This is a genomic window from Stenotrophomonas sp. 57 (assembly GCF_030291075.1).
Taxonomy (GTDB): domain Bacteria; phylum Pseudomonadota; class Gammaproteobacteria; order Xanthomonadales; family Xanthomonadaceae; genus Stenotrophomonas.
Map to the genome: position 1 here is coordinate 4,079,598 of NZ_CP127407.1, position 20,682 is coordinate 4,100,279.

Annotated in this window: 17 protein-coding genes; 8 read left to right on the forward strand and 9 right to left on the reverse strand. The window is 67.0% G+C overall.

Going from position 1 to position 20,682, the window contains the following annotated elements:
• Window positions 1-38: 38 nt before the first annotated feature.
• From QP512_RS18775 to QP512_RS18785, 3 genes are all read right to left on the reverse strand, one after another.
• Complete coding sequence (locus tag QP512_RS18775) at window positions 39-638, reverse strand: thioredoxin family protein (RefSeq protein WP_286070205.1); 600 nt, start codon at window positions 636-638, stop codon at window positions 39-41.
• Window positions 639-657: 19 nt separating this feature from the next.
• Window positions 658-2,157, reverse strand: a complete 1,500-nt coding sequence (locus QP512_RS18780) for an oligopeptide:H+ symporter (protein ID WP_286070206.1) — start codon at window positions 2,155-2,157, stop codon at window positions 658-660.
• Between the two features lie 181 nt (window positions 2,158-2,338).
• Entirely contained in the window at window positions 2,339-3,214 is an 876-nt protein-coding gene (locus tag QP512_RS18785) for a tryptophan 2,3-dioxygenase family protein (RefSeq protein WP_286070207.1), read from the reverse strand.
• Between the two features lie 335 nt (window positions 3,215-3,549).
• Between QP512_RS18785 and pdhA the strand changes: the two genes are divergently transcribed.
• The 4 genes from pdhA to QP512_RS18805 are packed head-to-tail and all read left to right on the forward strand — an operon-like array spanning window position 3,550 to window position 7,435.
• Window positions 3,550-4,632: a pyruvate dehydrogenase (acetyl-transferring) E1 component subunit alpha gene (pdhA, locus tag QP512_RS18790; protein ID WP_286070208.1), complete on the forward strand. Its 1,083-nt coding sequence runs from the start codon at window positions 3,550-3,552 to the stop codon at window positions 4,630-4,632.
• Window positions 4,625-5,692 carry an alpha-ketoacid dehydrogenase subunit beta gene (locus tag QP512_RS18795; RefSeq protein ID WP_019338598.1) on the forward strand — a complete coding sequence of 356 codons (1,068 nt, stop codon included), beginning with the start codon at window positions 4,625-4,627 and terminating at the stop codon, window positions 5,690-5,692. Before pdhA ends, QP512_RS18795 begins: the two co-directional genes overlap by 8 nt.
• 1 nt (window position 5,693) lies before the next feature.
• Window positions 5,694-6,047: an SH3 domain-containing protein gene (locus QP512_RS18800; RefSeq protein WP_005411349.1), complete on the forward strand. Its 354-nt coding sequence runs from the start codon at window positions 5,694-5,696 to the stop codon at window positions 6,045-6,047.
• A complete protein-coding gene (locus tag QP512_RS18805) occupies window positions 6,044-7,435 on the forward strand; it encodes a dihydrolipoamide acetyltransferase family protein (RefSeq protein ID WP_286070209.1) in 1,392 nt (463 codons plus the stop codon). Before QP512_RS18800 ends, QP512_RS18805 begins: the two co-directional genes overlap by 4 nt.
• Before the next feature lie 120 nt (window positions 7,436-7,555).
• Here the strand turns inward: QP512_RS18805 and QP512_RS18810 are convergent, their stop codons facing one another.
• The 3 genes from QP512_RS18810 to QP512_RS18820 all read right to left on the reverse strand — a co-directional run bounded on the left by QP512_RS18810 (window position 7,556) and on the right by QP512_RS18820 (window position 9,554).
• Window positions 7,556-7,942 (reverse strand): VOC family protein, encoded by a 387-nt coding sequence (locus QP512_RS18810; RefSeq protein WP_286070210.1) that lies wholly within the window; start codon window positions 7,940-7,942, stop codon window positions 7,556-7,558.
• Between the two features lie 269 nt (window positions 7,943-8,211).
• Complete coding sequence (locus QP512_RS18815) at window positions 8,212-8,919, reverse strand: YafY family protein (protein WP_286070211.1); 708 nt, start codon at window positions 8,917-8,919, stop codon at window positions 8,212-8,214.
• Window positions 8,919-9,554 carry an NAD-dependent dehydratase gene (locus QP512_RS18820; protein WP_286072069.1) on the reverse strand — a complete coding sequence of 212 codons (636 nt, stop codon included), beginning with the start codon at window positions 9,552-9,554 and terminating at the stop codon, window positions 8,919-8,921. Before QP512_RS18820 ends, QP512_RS18815 begins: the two co-directional genes overlap by 1 nt.
• A 106-nt stretch (window positions 9,555-9,660) precedes the next feature.
• Between QP512_RS18820 and QP512_RS18825 the strand changes: the two genes are divergently transcribed.
• Window positions 9,661-11,199: a GGDEF domain-containing protein gene (locus QP512_RS18825; protein ID WP_286070212.1), complete on the forward strand. Its 1,539-nt coding sequence runs from the start codon at window positions 9,661-9,663 to the stop codon at window positions 11,197-11,199.
• A 95-nt stretch (window positions 11,200-11,294) separates the two neighbouring features.
• Here QP512_RS18825 and QP512_RS18830 read toward each other — a convergent pair whose 3' ends face one another.
• The gene (locus QP512_RS18830; RefSeq protein ID WP_286070213.1) at window positions 11,295-12,221 is read right to left on the reverse strand and encodes a DUF808 domain-containing protein; all 927 of its coding nucleotides are present in this window, start codon (window positions 12,219-12,221) and stop codon (window positions 11,295-11,297) included.
• A 161-nt stretch (window positions 12,222-12,382) separates the two neighbouring features.
• Between QP512_RS18830 and QP512_RS18835 the strand changes: the two genes are divergently transcribed.
• Window positions 12,383-14,074 carry an AarF/UbiB family protein gene (locus QP512_RS18835; RefSeq protein WP_345783091.1) on the forward strand — a complete coding sequence of 564 codons (1,692 nt, stop codon included), beginning with the start codon at window positions 12,383-12,385 and terminating at the stop codon, window positions 14,072-14,074.
• A gap of 245 nt (window positions 14,075-14,319) precedes the next feature.
• A complete protein-coding gene (locus tag QP512_RS18840) occupies window positions 14,320-16,425 on the forward strand; it encodes a phosphoglycerol transferase I (protein WP_286070214.1) in 2,106 nt (701 codons plus the stop codon).
• Window positions 16,426-16,939: 514 nt separating this feature from the next.
• Here QP512_RS18840 and QP512_RS18845 read toward each other — a convergent pair.
• Window positions 16,940-19,369 carry a DUF3772 domain-containing protein gene (locus QP512_RS18845; RefSeq protein ID WP_286070215.1) on the reverse strand — a complete coding sequence of 810 codons (2,430 nt, stop codon included), beginning with the start codon at window positions 19,367-19,369 and terminating at the stop codon, window positions 16,940-16,942.
• 383 nt (window positions 19,370-19,752) lie between these two features.
• On the reverse strand, window positions 19,753-20,001 hold the full coding sequence (locus QP512_RS18850; RefSeq protein ID WP_006474562.1) for a hypothetical protein: 249 nt from the start codon (window positions 19,999-20,001) through the stop codon (window positions 19,753-19,755).
• A 182-nt stretch (window positions 20,002-20,183) separates the two neighbouring features.
• Between QP512_RS18850 and QP512_RS18855 the strand changes: the two genes are divergently transcribed.
• Complete coding sequence (locus QP512_RS18855) at window positions 20,184-20,678, forward strand: lipocalin family protein (RefSeq protein ID WP_286070216.1); 495 nt, start codon at window positions 20,184-20,186, stop codon at window positions 20,676-20,678.
• Window positions 20,679-20,682 lie beyond the last annotated feature (4 nt).

Below are 20,682 nucleotides of genomic sequence, written 5' to 3' on the forward strand. Positions count from 1 at the left end.
CATCAGTCCCGACCCACCCTGCCGGCCATCGGCCGGCACTACCGGTCAGGTGCCCATTGCTTCAGGAAGGCGCTCACCCGCGCAGGCTGGAACGCCTCGCCCCGGCGCAGCTCACCGGTGGCCTGCGACACCAGCAGGCTTCCATCGGCATCGAGCACCAGCAGGCGCGGATAGTCGCGCTCCATCTCGGGGAACTGGGCGAAGAAGGCCGTGTTGGGCTGCTCGTCGCTGGCGTTGACCTTCACCCACACAAAGTGGGCATCGCGGAAGCGGCGCAGGTCGCCGTTGCCTTCCACAATCTCATCCAGCGCATGGCAGCGGTCGCAGGCGGCGTTGCCGACCTCCAGCAGGATGCGCTTCCTGCCGCGCTGGGCTTCCACCTTGGCGGTGGCCAGATCATCGGCGGGGTCGCGGGCCGGGTCGAACTGCGCGCCGAGCCCGGCGATGGCGGCGATATCCGCCGCCACCGGCGTGTTGCCCGAGGCCACCGGCTCGCTGGGGTCAGCGACCGGTGGCTCGGTGGGTCGGGTATCCAGGGGCTGCGTGGGCTCGGCGGCGGCAGGCGGTTGCGGTTGGGAACAGGCGCCGATCAGCGCCGCACAGACCACCACCACTGCTCCACCGAGCTTCATGCGCATGCCTTCTACCCTCTCATCGTTACTTGACGCCGTGCATCAGCTTGTTGATCAGCGGGGCGATCAGGAACAGCACCACGCCGGAGCCGATCAGGGCCCAGAACCCGAAGGTATACCCCTTCAGGGCCGACTCGACCGTCATGCCGCCTTCACCACTGACCACGCCGGCGAAGATGCCCGACAGGTTGTTGCCGATGCCGGTGGACAGGAACCAGCCGCCCATGCCGAAGCCGACCAGGCGCACCGGGGCCAGCTTGGTCACCATCGACAGGCCGATCGGCGACAGGCACAGCTCACCGATCGACTGGATGACGTAGACCATGAACAGGGTCCAGAACGGGATCTTGCCGTCCACCACCATCTGCGACAGGGCGAACATCAGCAGCGCGAAGGCGGCGCCATTGAACAGCAGGCCCAGGCCGAACTTGCGCGGGATGGATGGATTGGCACGGCCCATGGCCACCCAGATCCAGGCGATGATCGGCGCCAGGGTGATGATCGCCACCGAGTTGACCGACTGGAACCACGCGGTAGGGAAGGTCCAGTCACCGAACTGGCGGTTGACGATGTTCTCGGCCAGGAAGGTGAACGAGCTGCCGGCCTGTTCGAAGAACATCCAGAACATCACGTTGAAGGCGAAGATGATCAGCATGGCGATCACGCGGTCGCGCTGCACCTTGCCCTCGCGGATGCCCTCCACCAGCAGCACCACGGCCAGCGCGGTGAACATCGCGCCCAGGATCCAGGCCAGCGCGGTGGCACCGGTGGCCAGCAGGAAGTAGGCGATCGGAATGGCGACCACGGCACCGATCAGCACCATGATGATGCGGCCGAAACCTTCAGCGCCGGCCGGCGGTGCGCCGATGCCCTTCAGGCCGGCACGGCCGATGTAGAACCACACCAGCGAGATCAGCATGCCCACGCCCGAGGCGATGAACACGACCTTGTACGACGGCATTTCCGAGGTACCGAAGACCTTGCGGGCCAGGTACTCGGTCAGCACCGGGGCGATCATCGCGCCGATGTTGATGCCCATGTAGAAGATGGTGAAGCCCGAGTCGCGGCGCTCGTCCTTCAGGCCGTACAGCTTGCCGACCATGGTCGAGATGTTCGGCTTGAACAGGCCGTTGCCGACGATGATCGTGGCCAGGCCAAGCTTGAAGATGTGCTCCTGCGGCAGCGAGATCATGAACAGGCCGGCGGCCATGATGATCGCGCCGGTCAGGATCGAGCGCTGGTAGCCCAGCACCCGGTCGGCCACGTAGCCACCGAAGATCGCCGCGGCGTACACCAGGGCCAGGTAGGCGCCATAGATGCGGCTGGCGTCGCCTTCACCGGCAGCGCTGCCGTTGTAGAACTGGGCGACGATGTACAGCACCAAGGCCCAGCGGATGCCATAGAACGCAAAGCGTTCCCAGAACTCGGTCATGAACAGCATCCACAGCGGGCGCGGATGGCCCAGCGTGGTCTTGAAGTCCGGCAGGGCCGGCTCTGGGGTGTTCGCAGTGGCGTTTACGCTCATGCGGGTTTCCTGGTTCGGTGGATGACGAGCACGTCCGCTGTGCAGTTGGAGCAACGCGCGAGGATCACCGACTTCTGGCGTTCACGTCAAATACACGCCGTTTGAGGCAGGTGCCGGCCTGCTCGCTGAACTTGCATCTGAAACGATCCAGCCAAGGGTCGGGATCCAAGCTGAATACGGATCAGCCCTGTGCTGGCGGGGGTCCGGCCTGCAGGCTGGTGCGCACCTGGAACAGCTCGGGGAAGAAGGTCAGTTCCAGCGCCTTGGCCAGGAAGCCGACCCCGGACGAGCCGCCGGTGCCGCGTTTGAAGCCGATCACCCGCATCACCGTGCGCATGTGGCGGAAGCGCCAGAGCTGGAAGGCGGTCTCCAGGTCCACCAGGTCCTCGCACAGCGCGTACTCGCGCCAGTAGCGGTCGGTGTCCTGGTAGATGCGCTCGAAGACCGGCTGCAGTGCGTCGTCGGCTACATGCGGCTGGGTCCAGTCGTGGTTTTCATACACGGCCGGTACGGCGTGGCCGAAGCGGGCCAGGTACTTCAGGAATTCCTCGTACAGGCTGGGCGCTTCCAGCACGGTGCGCAGCTGCGCCTGGCCCACCGCGTCGTGCTCGAACACCTGCAGCATCTGCGCGTTCTTGTTGCCCAGCAGGAACTCGATGTAGCGGTACTGCAGCGACTGGAAGCCCGACGAAGGACCCAGTACGTCGCGGAAGCCCATGTACTCGGACGGGGTCAGCGTTTCCAGCACCGACCACTGCTCGGTCAGCTGGCGCAGCACCTGCTTGCTGCGCGCCAGCACCTTGCGGCACTGCCAGACTTCATCGCGCTGCAGGAAACCGATCGCGGCCCGCAGTTCGTGGCCCAGCAGCTTCAGCCACAGCTCCGAGGTCTGGTGCTGGATGATGAAGAGCATCTCGTCGTGGTGCGGCGGGTTGGACAGCGGCTGCTGCGCGCTGAGCAGCTGGTCCAGCCGCAGGTAGCCGCCGTAGGTCAGGCGCCCCTGCAGGTCGGTGTGGATGCCGGCTTCGAGATCGCGTTGGTTGTTGTCGACGGACATGGGTGCGGCCAGATCGGGGGCGGCAAGGGTAGCGCGTTGCCGCCATGCTGGCAGCCGCCACGTCCATACCGGGGCGTCCGGTTGGCCGTGGAGCATCGGCCGATGCCGGGCCTGCGCGTGGAACCGCCCATGCCGTTGTACTGGCGGTCAGCCAGAGGCGTATTCTGATGCTTTGCAGCAACGACTGAATACGTTGTTGTTATTGGCCCCCCACCCGCCGGCAGGGGTAAAACGGGGAATCGCCGTGTTGCGGCGCAGGAAGGCTATTCCGTACGCGTTCCTTAACATGGGGATTCATATCATTTGTAACTTCTCTGTCGAAGGTGCAGTACGCAATGACGGTTGCCGCTGAATTCAAGATCGAATACCTGCAGTACCTGGACGCGGACGGCAAGCTCGTCCGCGATGACCTGCCCGCGTCGCTGCGCGACCCCAAGGTCCTGGTACCGCTGTTCAAGCAGATGCTGTACGTACGCACGTTCGACAGCAAATCCATCGCGCTGCAGCGCACCGGCAAGCTCGGCACCTATGCCGCCTGCCTGGGCCATGAAGCCGCGCACGTGGGCATCGGTGCCGCAATGCAGAAGGACGACGTGTTCGCCCCGTCGTACCGCGAGTATGGCGCGATGTTCATGCGTGGCGTGCGTCCGCACGACGTGCTGATGTACTGGGGCGGCGACGAGCGCGGCAACGACTACGGCGGCGACGCAGCCAAGGACTTCCCGTTCTGCGTGCCGATCTCCACCCAGTGCCTGCATGCCGCAGGTGCCGCGCTGAAGTTCAAGCTCAACAAGGAACCGCAGATCGCCGTGGCCGTGTGCGGCGACGGCGGCAGCTCCAAGACCGACTTCTACGCTGCACTGAACTCGGCCGGCGCCTACAAGCTCCCGCTGATCCTGTGCATCGTCAACAACGGCTGGGCCATCTCGGTCCCGCGTTCGGCCCAGACCGGCGCCGAGACGCTGGCGCAGAAGGGCCTGGCCGGCGGCCTGCACTGCCTGCAGGTGGACGGCAACGACCTCATCGCGGTGCTGGCGGCGATGGAGCAGGCGCGCGAACGTGCGCTGGCCGGCGACGGTGGCACCGTGCTGGAACTGATGACCTACCGCCTGTCCGACCACACCACCGCCGATGACGCGCGCCGCTACCGCGACGACGCCGAAGTGAAGGATGCCTGGCAGCGCGAGCCGATGCTGCGCCTGCGCAAGTACCTGACCGCCGCCGGCGTGTGGAGCGAAGAAGAAGAAACCGCCTGGATCGCCGAGTGCGGCACGCGCGTGGACGAAGAAGTGAACCTGTACCTCAACACGCCGGTGCAGCCGGTCGAGGCGATGTTCGACTTCCTGTATGCCGATCCGCCGCCGGACCTGCTGGCCCAGCGCGCCCAGGCGATCGCCCTGGAGAAGCGCCATGGATGAGATCAAGAACGGCGCGCCCGGCGCGCACACCAACGCCGCCGACAGCGCTGCTGTCGCGCGCGGAGAAGAGAGCATGACCACCACGCCGATCACCCTCATCGAAGCCATCACACAGGCGCTGGCCTGGGAGCTGGAGCACGACCCGTCGGTGCTGGTGCTGGGCGAGGACGTGGGCGTCAACGGTGGCGTGTTCCGCGCCACCGCCGGCCTGCAGCAGCGCTTTGGCTCCGAACGCATCCTCGACACCCCGCTGGATGAAACCACCATCGCCGGCCTGACCATTGGCCTGGCCGCGCAGGGCATGAAGCCGGTGGCCGAAGCCCAGTTCGACGGCTTCATGTACCCGATGGTCGACCATATCGTCTGCCACGCCGCACGCCTGCGCTACCGCACGCGTGGCCGCCTGCACTGCCCGATGGTGCTGCGCGTGCCGTGGGGCGGTGGCATCCGCGCGCCGGAACACCACAGCGAAGCCAACGAGGCGATCTTCACCAACGTGCCGGGCCTGCGCGTGGTGCTGCCGTCCTCGCCGCAGCGTGCGTACGGCCTGCTGCTGGCTGCGATCCGCGAACCGGATCCGGTGATCTACATGGAGCCCAAGCGCATCTATCGCCAGTACAAGGAAGTAGTCGTCAACGACGGCGAAGCCTTGCCGCTGGACGTCTGCTTCGTGCTGCGCGACGGCACCGACGTGACCCTGGTGACCTGGGGCGCACAGGTGAAGGAAGCGCTGGAAGCGGCCGACAAGCTGGCCGGGGAAGGCATCAGTGCCGAAGTCATCGACGTGGCCACGCTGCGCCCGCTGGACTTCGCCACCATCGCCGAATCGGTGGCCAAAACCGGCCGCTGCGTGATCGTGCAGGAGGCCCCGAAGACCGCGGGCTTCGGCGCCGAGATCGCCGCGCGCCTGGCCGAGGAATCGATCTACGACCTGCTGGCGCCCGTCGAACGCGTTACTGGCTACGACACCCACATTCCGCTGTTCCGCCTGGAAATGAAGTACCTGCCGAGCGTTGAGCGGATCGTGGCGGCGGCCAAGCGCGCGGTGGCGGCCGGCTGACATGCGGGCCCGCCTTCTGGGGGCTTACCGCAGCCAGTATCCCAACCCGCTCCGGTTCCACACCGGCCAGATCGTCGAAGTAGGTGTCCGTGACGAGGAATGGCCGGCGTTTGCCTGGGTACGCACCAACGATGGGCGCGCTGGATGGGCGCCCATCGCCTGGTTGCAGCTGCTGGACGAGGGTCGCGCCGAAGCCCTGTGCGACTACGATGCCCGCGAGCTGGATGTGGAAAGTGGCGAGATGGTGAAGCTTCATCACGAACACGGTGGGTGGTGGTGGTCCGAGCGCGCCAATGGCGCGACGGGCTGGCTGCCGGCCCGCGAACTGGAACTGCTGGAAGAGAACTGCAAATGAGCCAGACCAAGAACTTCAACCTGCCCGACCTGGGCGAAGGCCTGCCGGACGCGACCATCGTCGAGTGGTTCGTCAAGGAAGGCGATGTGATCAAGCTGGACGAGCCGCTGGTCTCGATGGAGACCGCCAAGGCCGTGGTGGAAGTGCCCTCGCCGTTCTCCGGCAAGGTGCTGAAGCTGTCCGGCGGCGCCGGCGACATCATCCCGACCGGCTCGGTGCTGGCCAGCTTCGAACTGGACCCGAACCTGCCGCAGCGCGCCGATGGCCAGGACACCGGCCACAGCCACGGCCACGCCGCACCGGCGGCGCCGGCTGCCGCACCGACCCCGCCGCCGCTGCCGGCCGCGCCGGTCGCTGCGGAAGAAGCCAAGCCCGCCGCAGCCGAGCGCGATGACGCGGGTACCGTGGTCGGCGCGATGCAGAGCTCCAATGCCGTGCACGCCGAGCAGGCGCTGGCCGTCGGTGGCGTCAAGGCCGTGCCGGCCGTGCGTGCGATGGCGCGCAAGCTGGGCGTGGACCTGAGCCGCGTGCCGGCCACCGGCACCGATGGCGCCGTGACCATGGCCGACGTCAAGCAGGCCGCCGCCAACGGCAGTGCCAAGCTCGGCGCTGCTCCGGCACCGGTCGCTGCTGCCGCCTATGCCGCGCCAGCCCCGGCGCAGGTGTCTGCCCCGGTGCAGAGCGAAGCGCGCACCCCGCTGTCCGCCGCCGGCAAGCCGATGCGCACCCAGCCGCCGGGCGTGGTCGCCAAGGGTCAGCCGGAACCGCTGAAGGGCGTGCGCCGCAACATGGCGCGCGTCATGGCCGACGCGCACAGCAAGGTCGTGCCGACCACGCTGAACGATGACGCCGACATCCACGCCTGGCTGCCGGGCAACGACGTCACCGCCCGCCTGGTTCGCGCCATCGTCGTTGCCGCACAGAAGGTGCCGGCCATGAACGCCTGGTTCGACGGTGAAGCGCTGACCCGCACCCTGCACGCCCAGGTGGACATCGGCATCGCCGTGGACACCGACGACGGCCTGTTCGTGCCGGCCCTGCGCAATGCCGACATGCTCGATGCACGCGGCATCCGCGAAGGCGTCAATCGCCTGCGCGAGCAGGTGGAATCGCGTTCGATCGCCGCCTCGGAACTGAGCGGCTACACCATCTCGCTGTCCAACTTCGGCATGTTCGCCGGCCGCTACGCGACCCCGGTCGTGGTGCCGCCGTGCGTGGCCATCGTCGGTGCCGGCCGTGCCCGCCACCAGATGACCCCGGTGATGGGCGGCGTGGAAGCGCACAAGGTAATCCCGCTGTCGGTCACCTTCGACCACCGCGCGGCTACGGGTGGTGAAGCCGCCCGCTTCCTGCGCGCGATGATGGACGACCTGGCGCTGGCCAGCTGATCCAGCTGATCGGTGGGTGCCAACCTTGGTTGGCACATGAATTGGAGAAACGCCGGGCACTGCCCGGCGTTTTCTTGTGCCCGCATCCACGCATCGCGTGGATCCACAAAATGCCCGCGATCAATCGCGAGCGACCATACCCTCGGCGCGGCTGTAGACACGCAGGCGGTGCCCATCAGGATCGGCGCCGACGAAAGTATGGCCGAATTCCAGCGTCACCGGTGCCTGCAGGATGTGCACACCGAGCGCGCGCCACGCATCGTGCGTCTGCTGCACAACGTCGGGGTTGGCGACCACCATCGCCAGTTCCGCGGCGCCGGCCTGCGCGGACACCGGCGGTTGCACATCGTCGCGCTGCCACAGGCCCAGTGCGGCGCCATCGCCGAGCAGAAACAGCGCAAACCCGGGCGACTGTTCGACCGGCGGCTTGCCGAGGATGCCGCTGTAGAAAGTGGCGCTGGTGGCGATGTCGCGCACGTACTGCAGCAGGGTGCTGGGCGTGAACATGGGGAGGCTCCGTTGTTGGGAGCCTTCATGGTGGTACGGGCCTGCTGACAGATTCTGTCAGTAGAGTCGACTGTCGGTAGAGTCGACTGTCAGTCGACTGCTCTTCCTTCAGCCTGCTTGAAACCCCGCGCTGCGCGCGATAGTCGACTGTCGGTAGAGTCGACTGTCAGTCGACTGCTCTTCCTTCAGCCTGCTTGAAACCCCGCGCTGCGCGCGATAGTCGACTAACAGTCGACTCTACCCGCGCCCGCGTCCCGCTGTTGCTGTGGTCATGAGCGATCCAACCAGTCCGGCGCGATGCCCTGCGCTTTCTGCCAGCGTCGCAGCAGGGTGGCGCGTGGCACCCGATAGCGATCCTCCAGCACGCGCACCTGACGGATGCGGTCCAGCCTGAAATGCCGGAAGTCCCCGCGGCTTTCGCACCACGCCGCCAGCATCGGTACTTCATCGAAGTAACCCAGCGCGAACGGCCAGACGATGCGCTCGCTGCGCTGGCCGTGCGCGTCCTCGTAAGCGAACTTCAAGCGCTGCTGCGAACCCACAGCTTCACGCACGGCCTGCAGACGCGCAGCCGGCACCTTGGCTGCCGCACGCGAGGGACCCACGCGCAGGCCGCTGTCACGCAGCGCTTCGCGCCGTGCTGCAGGCAACACATGCGCGATACGCGCCAGGGCGTCGCGTGCGGCCTCGGCCAGCGCCGGTTCGGTGCGGGCGGCGACCCAGCGCAGGCCCAGCACCAGCGCATCGATCTCGGCCGGTGGCAGGGTCATGGGAGGCAAGGTATCGCTCGGCGCCAACTGGTAGCCGACGCCGGCCTCGCCACGCAGGTCAGCGCCCTGCTCGCGCAGGGTCTCGATATCGCGGTACAGCGTGCGCAGGCTGATGCCCAGCGCGTCGGCCAGCGCCTGCCCGGCCACCGGACGTCGATGACGGCGCAGCAGCTGCAGCAACTGGGTCAGGCGCAGCGCACGCGACATCAGCCGACCAGCGCGCTCGATGCCACCACGTGCTCGCCCGGCTGCGGGGCCAACGCGGCCTCGACCAGCGCCTTGGCAATTTCGCTGGCCGGATTGATCCGCCACGCCCGCGGCAATACCGGCCCCAGCGCGCCCAGCACCTTCAACGCGAGGCGCTCACCGCGGCGCACCTCGCTGCGCTCCCCACCGATCAGCCCTGGGCGGACCAGGGTCAACGAGTTGAAGCCCAGCGCGCGCAGGTCACGCTCCAGCTCCCCCTTCACGCGGCTGTAGAAGATCGACGACTGCGGGTTGGCACCGGCGGCGGAATTCAGCACATAGGCCTGCGCACCCTGCGCCTGTGCCAGGCGGGCGAACGCAAGTGGGTAGTCATGATCAATGCGATGGAAGGCCTCGCGGCTGCCGGCCTGGGCAATGGTGCTGCCCAGCGCGCAGATGACCGCGTCCACGCGCGCCCATTCGGGCGAGGTGGGCAACGCATCGAAGGCCAGCACCGGGTTCTCCAGCTTCCCGCGGGTCAACCCCAGCGGGCGGCGGGTGGGCGCCACCACGGCGCTGCAGCGTGGGTCGTCCAGCAGCCTGGGAAGGGTCAGCCCACCGACCAGGCCGGTCGCCCCCAGCAACATCACGCGCATCACCACCTCCACTGCGGCATCCTGTCGCCCATCGTAGCCGTTCAAGCCATCGGCAGCCGCGCCGATATGCTGGAACCTGCCCCCTGCCAGCCCCAGGATTCGCTCCATGACGGACCAGCCCGACCACCGCCCTGCCCCCGGTACTGCCCTTGGGCCGCCGGCACGCGTGCGCGCGGTGGTGGACGATGGCCTGGGCGACCGCGTGGTGCTGCAGGGCGGCGGTGGCGTGGCCCTGCAGCAGCTGTTCGCCGGTGCCGACGCGCCGGAACCGCTGCTGGCGGCGTTCGCCAACGGCATGGCCACCCTGCCCGGCGAGCTGGGCGACATGGGCGACCGCCTGCAGTCGGCGCAGGCCAGCGCCGATTGGCCACGTTACGGCCGCGCGATGCGGCAGCTGATCGACAAGTACATCCGCACCATCGAGCAGCATTCGCCGGACGGGCAGCCGGAAAGCCTGCGCCTGTCCGAGCAGCTGCGGCTGCTGCTGGGCGGCGCGGTGGTGGCCCTGCTGCAGCACGACCCGGACCTGCGCGAGCAGGCGCAGGCGCTGGCCACGCGCCTGCGCCAGTGGCAGCCGGGCACGGCACTGGAACCCATCGAACAGGGCGTGCGCGAGCTCGGCTACCAGGTTGGCGTGCGCGCCGAAAGCTGGCAGGAGCAGCAGGCGCTGCTGCTGGAGCTGTTCGCGCTGTTGCTGGAGAACGTGAGCGAGCTGCTGGACGACCGCAGCTGGCTGCAGGGCCAGATCGCCGCGGTGCGTCAGCTGCTGGATGGTCCGCTGGAAGCCGAAGCGGTCGAACGCACCCGCGCCGAGTTGCGCGAAGTGATCTACAAGCAGGGCCTGCTGCGCCAGGGCATCGACGATTCGAAGGCCGCGATGCGCGGGTTGATGGGCGAGTTCATCGAGCGCATGGATGGCATGGCCACCAGCACCGGTGAATATCACGATCGCATCGGCAGTTACGCGCTGCAGCTGCGCGAGGCGCGCAGCATCGCCGACCTCAACCAGCTGCTGCAGGACGTGATGCGCGACACCGGCAAGGTGCAGCAGCAGGCCGCACAGGCGCGCGATCACCTGGCCAATGCGCGGCAGGAAGTGGAACGTGCAGAGCAACGCATCGCCGAGCTTGAGCAGGAGCTGCGTGCCGCCGGAGACCTGGCACGCATTGATCCGCTGACCCAGGCGCTGAACCGTCGCGGCCTGGACGAACTGCTGCAGCGCGAGCTGGCGCGCGCCGCGCGCAACAACTCACCACTGGGCGTGGCGGTGATCGACCTGGATGATTTCCACCAGACCAACGACGCGCACGGGCACGCGGGTGGCGATGCGCTGCTGCAGCACCTGGTGTCCGTGTGCAAGCTGCTGCTGCGCGCCACCGACGGCATCGCGCGGCTGGGCGGCGATGAGTTCGTACTGGTACTGCCGGAAACCCAGGGCGCCGACAGCATGGCCACCGTGCAGCGCCTGCAGCGTTCGCTGGCACATCGCGTGCTGACCGTGCAGGACCAGCGCGTGCCGGTGCATTTCAGCGCCGGGCTGGCGCAATGGCAGCCCGGCGACGATACCGAGACCCTGTTGCGCCGCGCCGATGACGCGCTGTATGCCGCCAAGCGGCAGGGCAAGAACCGGGTACAGGCGGGGTGATGATCCAGCATGCGGACGCTGTAGCGCCCGAGCCCATGCTCGGGCGGCGGCGTCCAGCGCCGTAGAACAGCCGAGCGTGGGCTCGGTTCTACAGATTACTTCCCGCGCAGCGTCTGGAACCCGGTCACCGCCGCCAGCACGATGGCGCCGACGATGATGCCGACCACCATGTTGGCCGCAGCACTGATCAGCCAGCCCCACTGCCCTTCGCCGCCCAATGCCTGCACCGCATGGTGCAGCGCCGGCACGTTGTGCACCAGGATGCCGCCGCCCACCAGGAACATGGCGATGGTGCCGGCCACCGACAGGAACTTCATCAGCCACGGCGCCGAGGCCACCAGGCCGCGACCAAAGGCCGCCACAGCCCCGCCCTTGCGCGAGAGGTACAGGCCCACGTCATCAAGCTTCACGATGCCCGCGACCAGCCCGTAGACGAACACCGTCATCGCCAGCGCAACCACGGCCAGGGTGATCAGCTGGTTGGTGAACGGTGCGGTGGCGACCACGCCCAGGGTCAGCACGATGATCTCGGCCGAGAGGATGAAGTCGGTGCGGATCGCGCCCTTCACCTTGTCCTTCTCCCACGCGACCATGTCCACCTGCGCATCGGCCAGCGCCTTGCGACGCTCGGCCTGGCGCTCGGCATCGTCGTCGGAGGAATGCAGGTAGCGGTGCGCCAGCTTCTCCACACCCTCGAAGCACAGGAAGGCACCGCCGATCATCATCAGCGGCACGATCAGCGGCACGTTCCAGCCGCGGCTGTGCAGCCAGGCCTCCAGCGCGCTGATCGCCAGTGCCGCCGGCACCAGGATCACCTTGTTGACCAGCGAGCCCTTGGCCACCGCCCACACCACCGGCAGTTCGCGGTTGGCGTTGACCCCGGTGACCTGCTGCGCGTTCAGCGCCAGATCGTCGCCGAGTACACCAGCGGTCTTCTTCGCCGCGACCTTGGTCAGGACCGAGACATCGTCGAGCAGGGAGGCGATATCGTCGAGCAGGGCGAACAGGCTGGCACCGGCCATGGCACATCCAAAGAGGGAATGGGCGGATTCTGACCGATACCGGGGTACCTGCGGAAGCGGGTGGATTCACTGCGTGCCTACCGCCCCCCGGCGACACTGCGGAACCCGGACACTGCCGGCCAACGGCCGGCACGACCGTCTTTGCCGCATGGGAGTTCCGCTTGAGCAACCCGTCCACCGCCAATGGCAATCCTCCGCTGGTCAAAGGCATGAACCGGCGCAGCCAGATCCTGCGCCTGCTGATGCGCTATCGCCATTCAGGCGTGTTCTCGGGCATGAACCTGGATGCCGCGGGCAATCCGGCCGACGTTCCCGCAGACGGCAACCCGGAGCAGTTCGTCAGCGACCTGGAAGCGCTGGGGCCCACCTTCGTCAAGCTGGGCCAGATGCTGTCCACGCGCCCGGACATGGTGCCGGTGGAGTTCGCCACCGCACTGGAACGCATGCAGGAGAAAGTGGCCGAGATCCCGGTTGAACGCATCCACGCGATCGTCGAGCAGGAGCTGGGCGCACCGGTGAACAAGCTGTTTGCCTCGTTCGACCCTGAACCCCTGGGCTGCGCCTCGATCGCGCAGGTGCATCGCGCGGTGCTGCACGATGGCCGCCAGGTGGCGGTGAAGGTGCAGAAGCCTGAAGTGGCTGCGCAGCTGCGCTCGGACCTGGAGGCGTTGCGCAGCTTCGCGCTGGCCGCCGACCACCTGACCCAGGTCGGCCGCCGCGTGCGCCTGCGCGACTGGCTCAACGAGTTCGCCAAGACCCTGATGCAGGAGCTGGACTACCACGCCGAGGCCGAGAACCTGGCCCGCTTCGGCCGCCACCTCAAGCCGTTCCGCCGCCTGTGGATTCCGCAGCCGCTGTGGGATTACAGCAGCCAGCGCGTGCTGACCATGGAACTGGCCACCGGCGTGCGCGTGGATGCGATTCCCGATGTGCGCCGCACCGAGCAATCGATGGATCCACTGGCGGCCGCGCTGATCCGCGGCTACCTGGACCAGATCTTCGTGCATGGCGAGATCCATGCCGACCCCCATCCGGGCAACCTGCGGGTGATGCCCGATGGCCGTCTGGCGATCTTCGACCTGGGCATGGTCGCGCACATGCCGCCGCGCCTGCGCGAGCGCCTGTTGAAGATCCTGTTCGCCGCCGTCGATGGCCGTGGCGAGGAAGTGGCCGACGACCTGATCAGCATCAGCACGCGGCTGGAGGCGTTCGACGAGGAACGTTACCTGCGCGAGACCGGCCAGTTGATCGCGCGTTACGCCGCCAGCGGCACGTTCTCCGAAGGCCGCGTCGTGCTGGACATGGTGCGCATCGCCACCGCCTGCGGGCTGCGCACGCCGCCGGAACTGAGCCTGCTGGGCAAGGCACTGCTCAACCTGGAAACCGTATGCCGCTTGCTGGCACCCGAGCTGGATACCCGCCGCATCGTCGAGCGCCAGCTGCAGCACGTGATGCGCGCCCGCCTGAAGAAGTCACTGTCTGCGGCCAACATCGCCAGCGAGGCGATGGAGCTGCAGCAGCTGTTGCGCGATGGGCCGCGCAAGCTGTCGGACATCATGGCGTTGCTGGCCGAGAACCGCCTGCAGATGAAGGTGACCGGGCTGGAGGAATCGCGGCTTATGGAGAACCTGCAGAAGATCGCCAACCGCGTCGCGGCCGGCATCATCAGCGCGGCATTGATCATGGCCGCCGCAATGATGATGAAGATCGACACCGGCTGGCATCTGTTCGGCTACCCGCTGATTGCGCTGATTCTGTTGTTCATCGGCGTGGTGCTCGGCCTCGGCATCGTGACCAGTGCACTGCTGTTCGACCGTCGCGCGCGGGCACGCGAAGAACGCGGACATCGCTAGCGCCTCATCGAAAAATCCCGTATTCATCCGGTTTTTTAATGCAATCCAACGCAGGCTTTCACGCTCGTTTTACCTTCTGAGCGCGATCCCGCGCGCGTCATTTCAACAAACATTTCAGTCAGGTTCGTGCATGCACTATCGGGTCATCGGCCTGTCACATGCATGTGCTTGCGGCAGCGCCGGTCGGATGGACACGCGTCGGTACGACGTCCATCACCACCACCCCGTCACTGCCGAAGCTGCCTATGCTCTGGATACTGCTGCTGTCGTTGTTGCTGCTGTGCTGGTTGTTCCTCGCGTCCGACAAGTGGGTGTGGTGGAAGGCCGGTGCGTTCTCCCTGCTGCTGCTCACGCTCAGCGCATGGTGGCTGATCGACAAGCTGTCCGGTGATGGGCTCAATGCCGCCACCCTGTACCACCTGGGCGCCGACATGGAAGGCGCCGGTGTCTCCGATTTCAAGGGCTACATCGCCGGCTTCATCGTGCTGGCGCTGGTCTCGCTGCTGCCGCTGTTCGCCACGCGGGTGAAGCGCTGGCGCCGGCCCGGCCACGGCGCTGCCTGGTTCGCGGGCTTCGCTGCGGTGTGGGTGGCCACGATCATGATCAGCCCGCTGGCCCGCGACGGCCAGCGCCTGTACCAGCAGCTGCGCCCGGTCGACTTCGCCCGCATCGCACCCGAATACCAGGTGCCGACGCAGCCGCTGCAGCGCCCGCGCAACATCGTCTGGATCTACGGCGAAAGCCTGGAACGCACCTATCTGGACGAGGACGTGTTCCCGGGCCTGATGCCCAATCTCAATCGCCTCGCCAGCCAGTCGCTGGACGTGCGTGGCCTGGCCTCGGCCGAAGGCAGCGGCTGGACCATCGCCGGGCTGGTGTCGTCGATGTGTGGCGTGCCGCTGACCACCTCGCAGGGCGACGAGAACAGCATGGACCGCATGGGCAGCTTCCTGCCCAAGGCAGTGTGCCTGGGCGACTACCTGAAGCAGCAGGGCTACACCAACCACTATCTGGGCGGTGCCAACGGCCAGTTCGCCGGCAAGGGCCAGTTCCTGGCCAGCCACGGTTTCGATGAAGTGCATGACCTGGCCTGGTTCGAGCAGCAGAAGAAGATCGGCCGCATCCATTACTCGGCCTGGGGCGTGCACGACGATGTGCTGCTGGACACCGCCTACCAGCGCTTCGAACAACTTTCGCGCGCCGGTTCGCCGTTCATGCTGACCACGCTGACCATGGATACCCATCACCCGGCCGGGCACCTGCCAGTGTCGTGCAAGGGCGAGCGCTACCAGAGCCAGTACGGCAACATCGGCCTGCTCAATGCACTCAAGTGCACCGATCGACTGATCTCGCAACTGGTCGAACGCATCCAGGCCAGCCCGTATGGCAAGGACACGTTGATCGTGATCGCTTCCGATCATCTGGCGATGCCCAACGACCTCAGCCATGTGCTGGCCAAGCAGAAGCGCGAAAACCTGCTGCTGTTCCTCGGCGACGGCGTGGCCCCTCGCCAGCTGGCGGTGGAAGACGGTTCAACGCTGGATTCCGGCGCCACCCTGCTCAGCCTGCTCGACCCGAACCTGCAGACCATGGGCTTCGGCCGTTCGCTGCTGGATGACAAGCGCGCGCCGAGCGCCAGCGTCGCCGCACGCCGCGACGGTGGCCGCGACTACCCCCAGTATCTGGCCTTCGCCCGTTCGCTGTGGCTGGGTGAACCGACCCGCGAACTGAAGATCGACGGCGACGACCAGGTGGTGGTCGGTCTGCAGCATGTGCAGCCACCGGTTCTGCTGGAGTACGACAAGGACTGGGGTCTGAAGTCGGTGTATCTGGAAAACACCTCGCGCCAGTTCGATGATGCCGACCCGGACAACACCCTGGCCTATGTCGACCGCTGTACCGCGTTCGAGGACGGCTCGGCCGATGGCGACTGGTGCGCCCTGCTGGTCAACCGCGACAACGGCATCAAGCTCTACCGCGACAACGACCTGCGTGGCGGCATTGCCGTGGATGCGCCGCTGGACGCCTTCCAGGGCCCGCGCCCGAGCGTGCGCCAGGCGCACATGATCACGCAGAAGGGCCGCCGCACCCGCGCCGGCCAGTACATGCTGCAGCTGGTGGCGAGCACGCGCCCGGATCGCGGTTTCTGGATCGAGGCGGTGTCGTCGCAGCGCAAGGTGGTGCTGGCCCAGCAGTGGGTGCAGCCCGATGCCAACGGCAAGATCAACGTATCGTTCGGGCTGGACCACGAAGTGGACGATCTGGAGATCCGTGCGTGGTTGAACCATGCCGAGAAGTTGGCGGTGGATACGTTCGCACTGGTGCCCTCGCGCAGCCGACCGCGGGGGTAGGGTTTCTTTGCAGGGCTGCGCCCTGCCACCCGCTACAAGCCGGAGAAACAGCAACGGCAACAGCGTGCATTCCGTGGTTGGGTGGGGCGGTGTCGGAGTGCGGGGACGCCGTGAATCCGTCCTTGGAGGCTTGGCAGCCGCATCCATGCGGCTGACACCCCGCACTCCGACACCGCCCCACCTCTGACAGATTCCTGCGGCTGTCGGTAGGTGTCGACCTTGGTCGACACAATCTGTCAGATATCGAAAATCAAAATGGGATCAGATCCGTTTTCCTCCGGAAAACGGATCTGATCCCAAAAGCAATTCCAACAGATCGCGGAAATCTGTCGAAGGCGGGGCGGTGCCGGAGTGTGGGGTGTCAGCCGCATGGATGCGGCTGCCAAGCCTACAGGGACGTACTTGCGGCGTCCCCGCACTTCGGCACCGCCCCGCCCAACCACGGAATGCACGCTGTTGCTCTCGCGGTTGCCGTTGCTTCGGCGGGTGCAGGGCGCAGCCCTGCAGAACACCCCTACTCCTGCGAATCGCGGGTGATGTGGATGTCGGTCGGGGTCGAGAGCGGGATGTTCCGCTCCGCCAGGATCTGCAGCAGGCTGAAGTACAGATCGCTGCGGGTGGCATAGACCTGCCGCGGGCTGGCCACGTACGCGAAGCTGTTGATGGTGATCTGGCCACCGGCAATGCTGTCGATGTAGACCGCTGGTGCCGGCTGCTTCAGCACGTTGGTGTGCGCGGTATACGCATCCAGCAGCGCCTGCCGCAGGTTGCCGACGTCGGTACTGGGCGGCACCGCGAACTGGATCTGGATGCGGCCCTGGTTGTTGCCCATTGTCATGTTGCGTACGGTCTTGGTGACCAGCTCGGAGTTGGGCACGATCAGGGTCGACTTGTCACCCACCTGGATCTCGGTCGAGCGCAGGCTGATGCGGCGGATGTCACCCTCCTGGTCGCCCAGCTTCACCCAGTCGCCGATCTTCACCGGGCGCTCGGCCAGCAGGATCAGGCCGGACACGAAGTTCTGGGTGATCACCTGCAGGCCGAAGCCGATACCGACCGACAATGCACTGACCAGCAGCGCGAGCTTGGTCAGTTCCAGGCCCATCGCCGTCAGCGCCCAGATCACCGCGATGATGATGCCCAGGTAGCGGGCGACGGTACTGACCGAATTGCGCGCGCCCAGGTCCAGCTCGGTCTTCGGCAGGTAGGTGTCGGTCAACCAGCGCTGCACCAGCTGGGTCACCGCCAGGCCGGCCAGCAGCACGGCCACCGCCAGCACGATCCGCATCGGCTTCAGCGTGGTACCGCCCAACGGGATGCCGGTGGTAAGCAGCGAGGAGAAGCGTTCGACCACTGCACCGATGTTGCCGAACGGCGCCACCAGGGCCAGCAGTGCGATCAGCACGACCAGCGTGCGCAGCATCGCCGACAGCAGCACACCGGCCTGCTCCAGGCGCGATACGCTCAGGCCGGTGCTGAGCAGGATGGTCTGGCCGACCTTGCTGTCGGCATTGAGCATCCACGTGCTGAAGTCATCGAAAAACTTGAACAGCAGGGTCGCCGCCAGCACCACTATGCTGCCGCCAATCAACTGCTGGTTCACGAACTTGGCGAAATTCAGGTAGCCCAGCAACGTGGCGATGATGGCTGCCACCACGGCGATGTTGCCCGCTACCCGGGCCAGTACCAGCCAGCTGCTGCGGCGAATCGGCGTACTTGCGCCGACCCCATCGGCCTGCGCCTCCAGCTTGGCTTCGGCTTCGGCGGTCTGCCGACGGTGCAGGCGCGCCAGGGTCACCAGCATGGCCATGATCAGGCCGAGGTAGGTCAGGGCAATCAGTCCATCCAGCGCCACCGTGGTGACGTCGCTGGTGCGCGTGGCCTGATCGAGGGCGACCAGCACCGTGCTCAGCCAGGCCAGCGCCGCCGCGCCCCAGGCGTACTTGCGCAACTTGAGTGCGGCGGTGTCGTCCAGGTTCAACAATCGCCACGACGGGCGCTTGGGCACCAGCAGGCAGGCGCTGAGTGCGGCGATGAACGCGGCGCGGAACGTCGCGGTTTCCAACCCGTCGGCCACCACCTGCAGGCGCGGCGCAATGGCATCAACGGCATCCAGCGCCGCCATCAGCACCACTACGGCATAGCCGGGCAGCAACGTGCCCACCAGCAGCAGCCACATGGCCAGCCCAGACCGGCGCAGGCGGCCATCAGGCGCGCGGTCGGAGGCGGCGAACTGCCGCCCCAGGCGGCGCAACCACAGCCGCAGCGGGAACATCATCACCAGCGCGGCCACCAGGCCGAGCAGCGGCGTGCCCCAGCCATTGGCGCGGATGCCGGCGACCAGCGTGTCACGCCCCTGCTCGGCCAGCGGCGCGACGCGCGCGACATCGATCGGCAGGCGCTCGGCCACCTTGCTCCACAGCGCAGGCGACAGCGGCGAGGCCACCTTCTGCCCCAGCTCTTCGGTACGTTGCGCGGCGCGTTGCTGGTCGATGTCGGTCGCCAGCTGCTGCGCACGCACCGCACTGGTCTTGGCCTGCGCCACCGATGCGGCCAGTCCATCGCGCTGCTTGTTGAGGGTGCGCCGTTGCGCCGCCAGTTCGGGCGGCTCGGTGGCGCCCTCGGCGGGCGTGCCCAGCTGCGCCAGCTGTTCGTCGAGGCGGTCCAGCTGCGGCTGCAGCGACTTCTCCACCGCCTCGGCGTCACGCCGGGCCTTCGAAGCATCCTCGGACAGCATGGCCAATGTTTCGATGGCCGCGGCATCACCACGCTTGCGGTCGACTTCCTTCAGCTTCGCATCGATATCCGCCAGCTGCTGCTTCGGCGTGGGGTCCTCATCCTGTGCCAGCACCGGTGCGGACAGCAGGAAGGCAGTGCACAGCAGCAGGGCCAGCCAAGGCCCCCGTGCACGGATCGATCGCAGGAAAGAAGACACGCCAGCCACACCGTTTCGCGCGGACCACCGCGCCTGCGCGCGACTATACGGCACAGGCGGTAAAGGCCGGATGCGTGGCGCGGAGGACTGCACCCGCGTGGATGGGGCTTCGGCGGGGTGATGGCGCTGGTGGTCACCACTGGGCGATGACGGTCTGGCGATTGCGGCGGGGTGATCGTGGCCGGGCGAATCGACTGGGTAGAGTCGACTGTCAGTCCACTATCGCGCGCAGCGCGGGCTTTGCACAGCGTCCAGCGAAGAGCAGTCGACTAACAGTCGACTCTACCCAGTCGGTTTTCCCCGCCGGTTTGTCCCGCCGGTTTTCCCGTCGATTCGCCCGGTCAGTTCACCCAGCCCACGTTTCCGCGCGCCCGCACGCCACCCCGGCGAAATCAGTACTTCAACCGCAGCTCTTCCACCGTGGGCTGCTGCAGCGCGTACCAGTCCTGGAACTCTTCCTCGGTGATCTCATCGGGCGCATACACCGCCACCGGGTGCCAGTCGTGGTCGGTCGGCAACGGCTGGCGCGGGCCGGCACGCAGGCTGTAACTGACGCCCTCGTAGTCCACCAGGTCGTCGACCTGCGGCCACTGCTCGCGTGCGAACGCGGATTCACTCTTCAACAGGATCACCTGGTACATCGGCACCTCCACTTCGGTTGGATCAGGAAAACACGGCGCTGGCTGCAGGATACCGCCGCACCGGTGACAACGGGCACGCCGCAGCGGCGACGGAACGTTCTGGACACGGCCATCGCCCCGGCTTCACCCGCCCATGGCAAGGCCATCGGCATCGTGGAGGCCCACCCCTGCCACGACCGCCGATGACCGAGCACCCGCCGCTGAAGACCGTTGCCGACCTCAAGCTGCCCCGCTACCTGGGCACCTGGTACGAGATCGCACGCCTGCCGATGCGCCACGAGCCAGAGGGCTGCACCGACGTGTCGGCGCACTACACCCTGCTCGACAACGGCAACGTCGGCGTCACCAACCGCTGCCGCATGGACGGCGAGGTCGAGGAAGCCACCGGCGAGGCCTGTGCCGTCGACAACGACAGCGCGCGCCTGGAGGTCAGTTTCCTGCCCAAGGGCCTGCGCTGGCTGCCGTTCGCCAAGGGCGACTACTGGGTGATCCAGGTCGCTCCGGACTACAGCGTCGCGCTGGTCGGCAGTCCGGATCGCAAGTACCTGTGGCTGCTGGCGCGCGAACCGCGCCTGGACGCCACCGTGCAGGACCATTATCTGGCGGCCGCGCGCCTGCAGGGCTTCGATCTGTCCGAACTGATCCAGACCCCGCATACCGGCCACCCGACCGCCTGAGCAG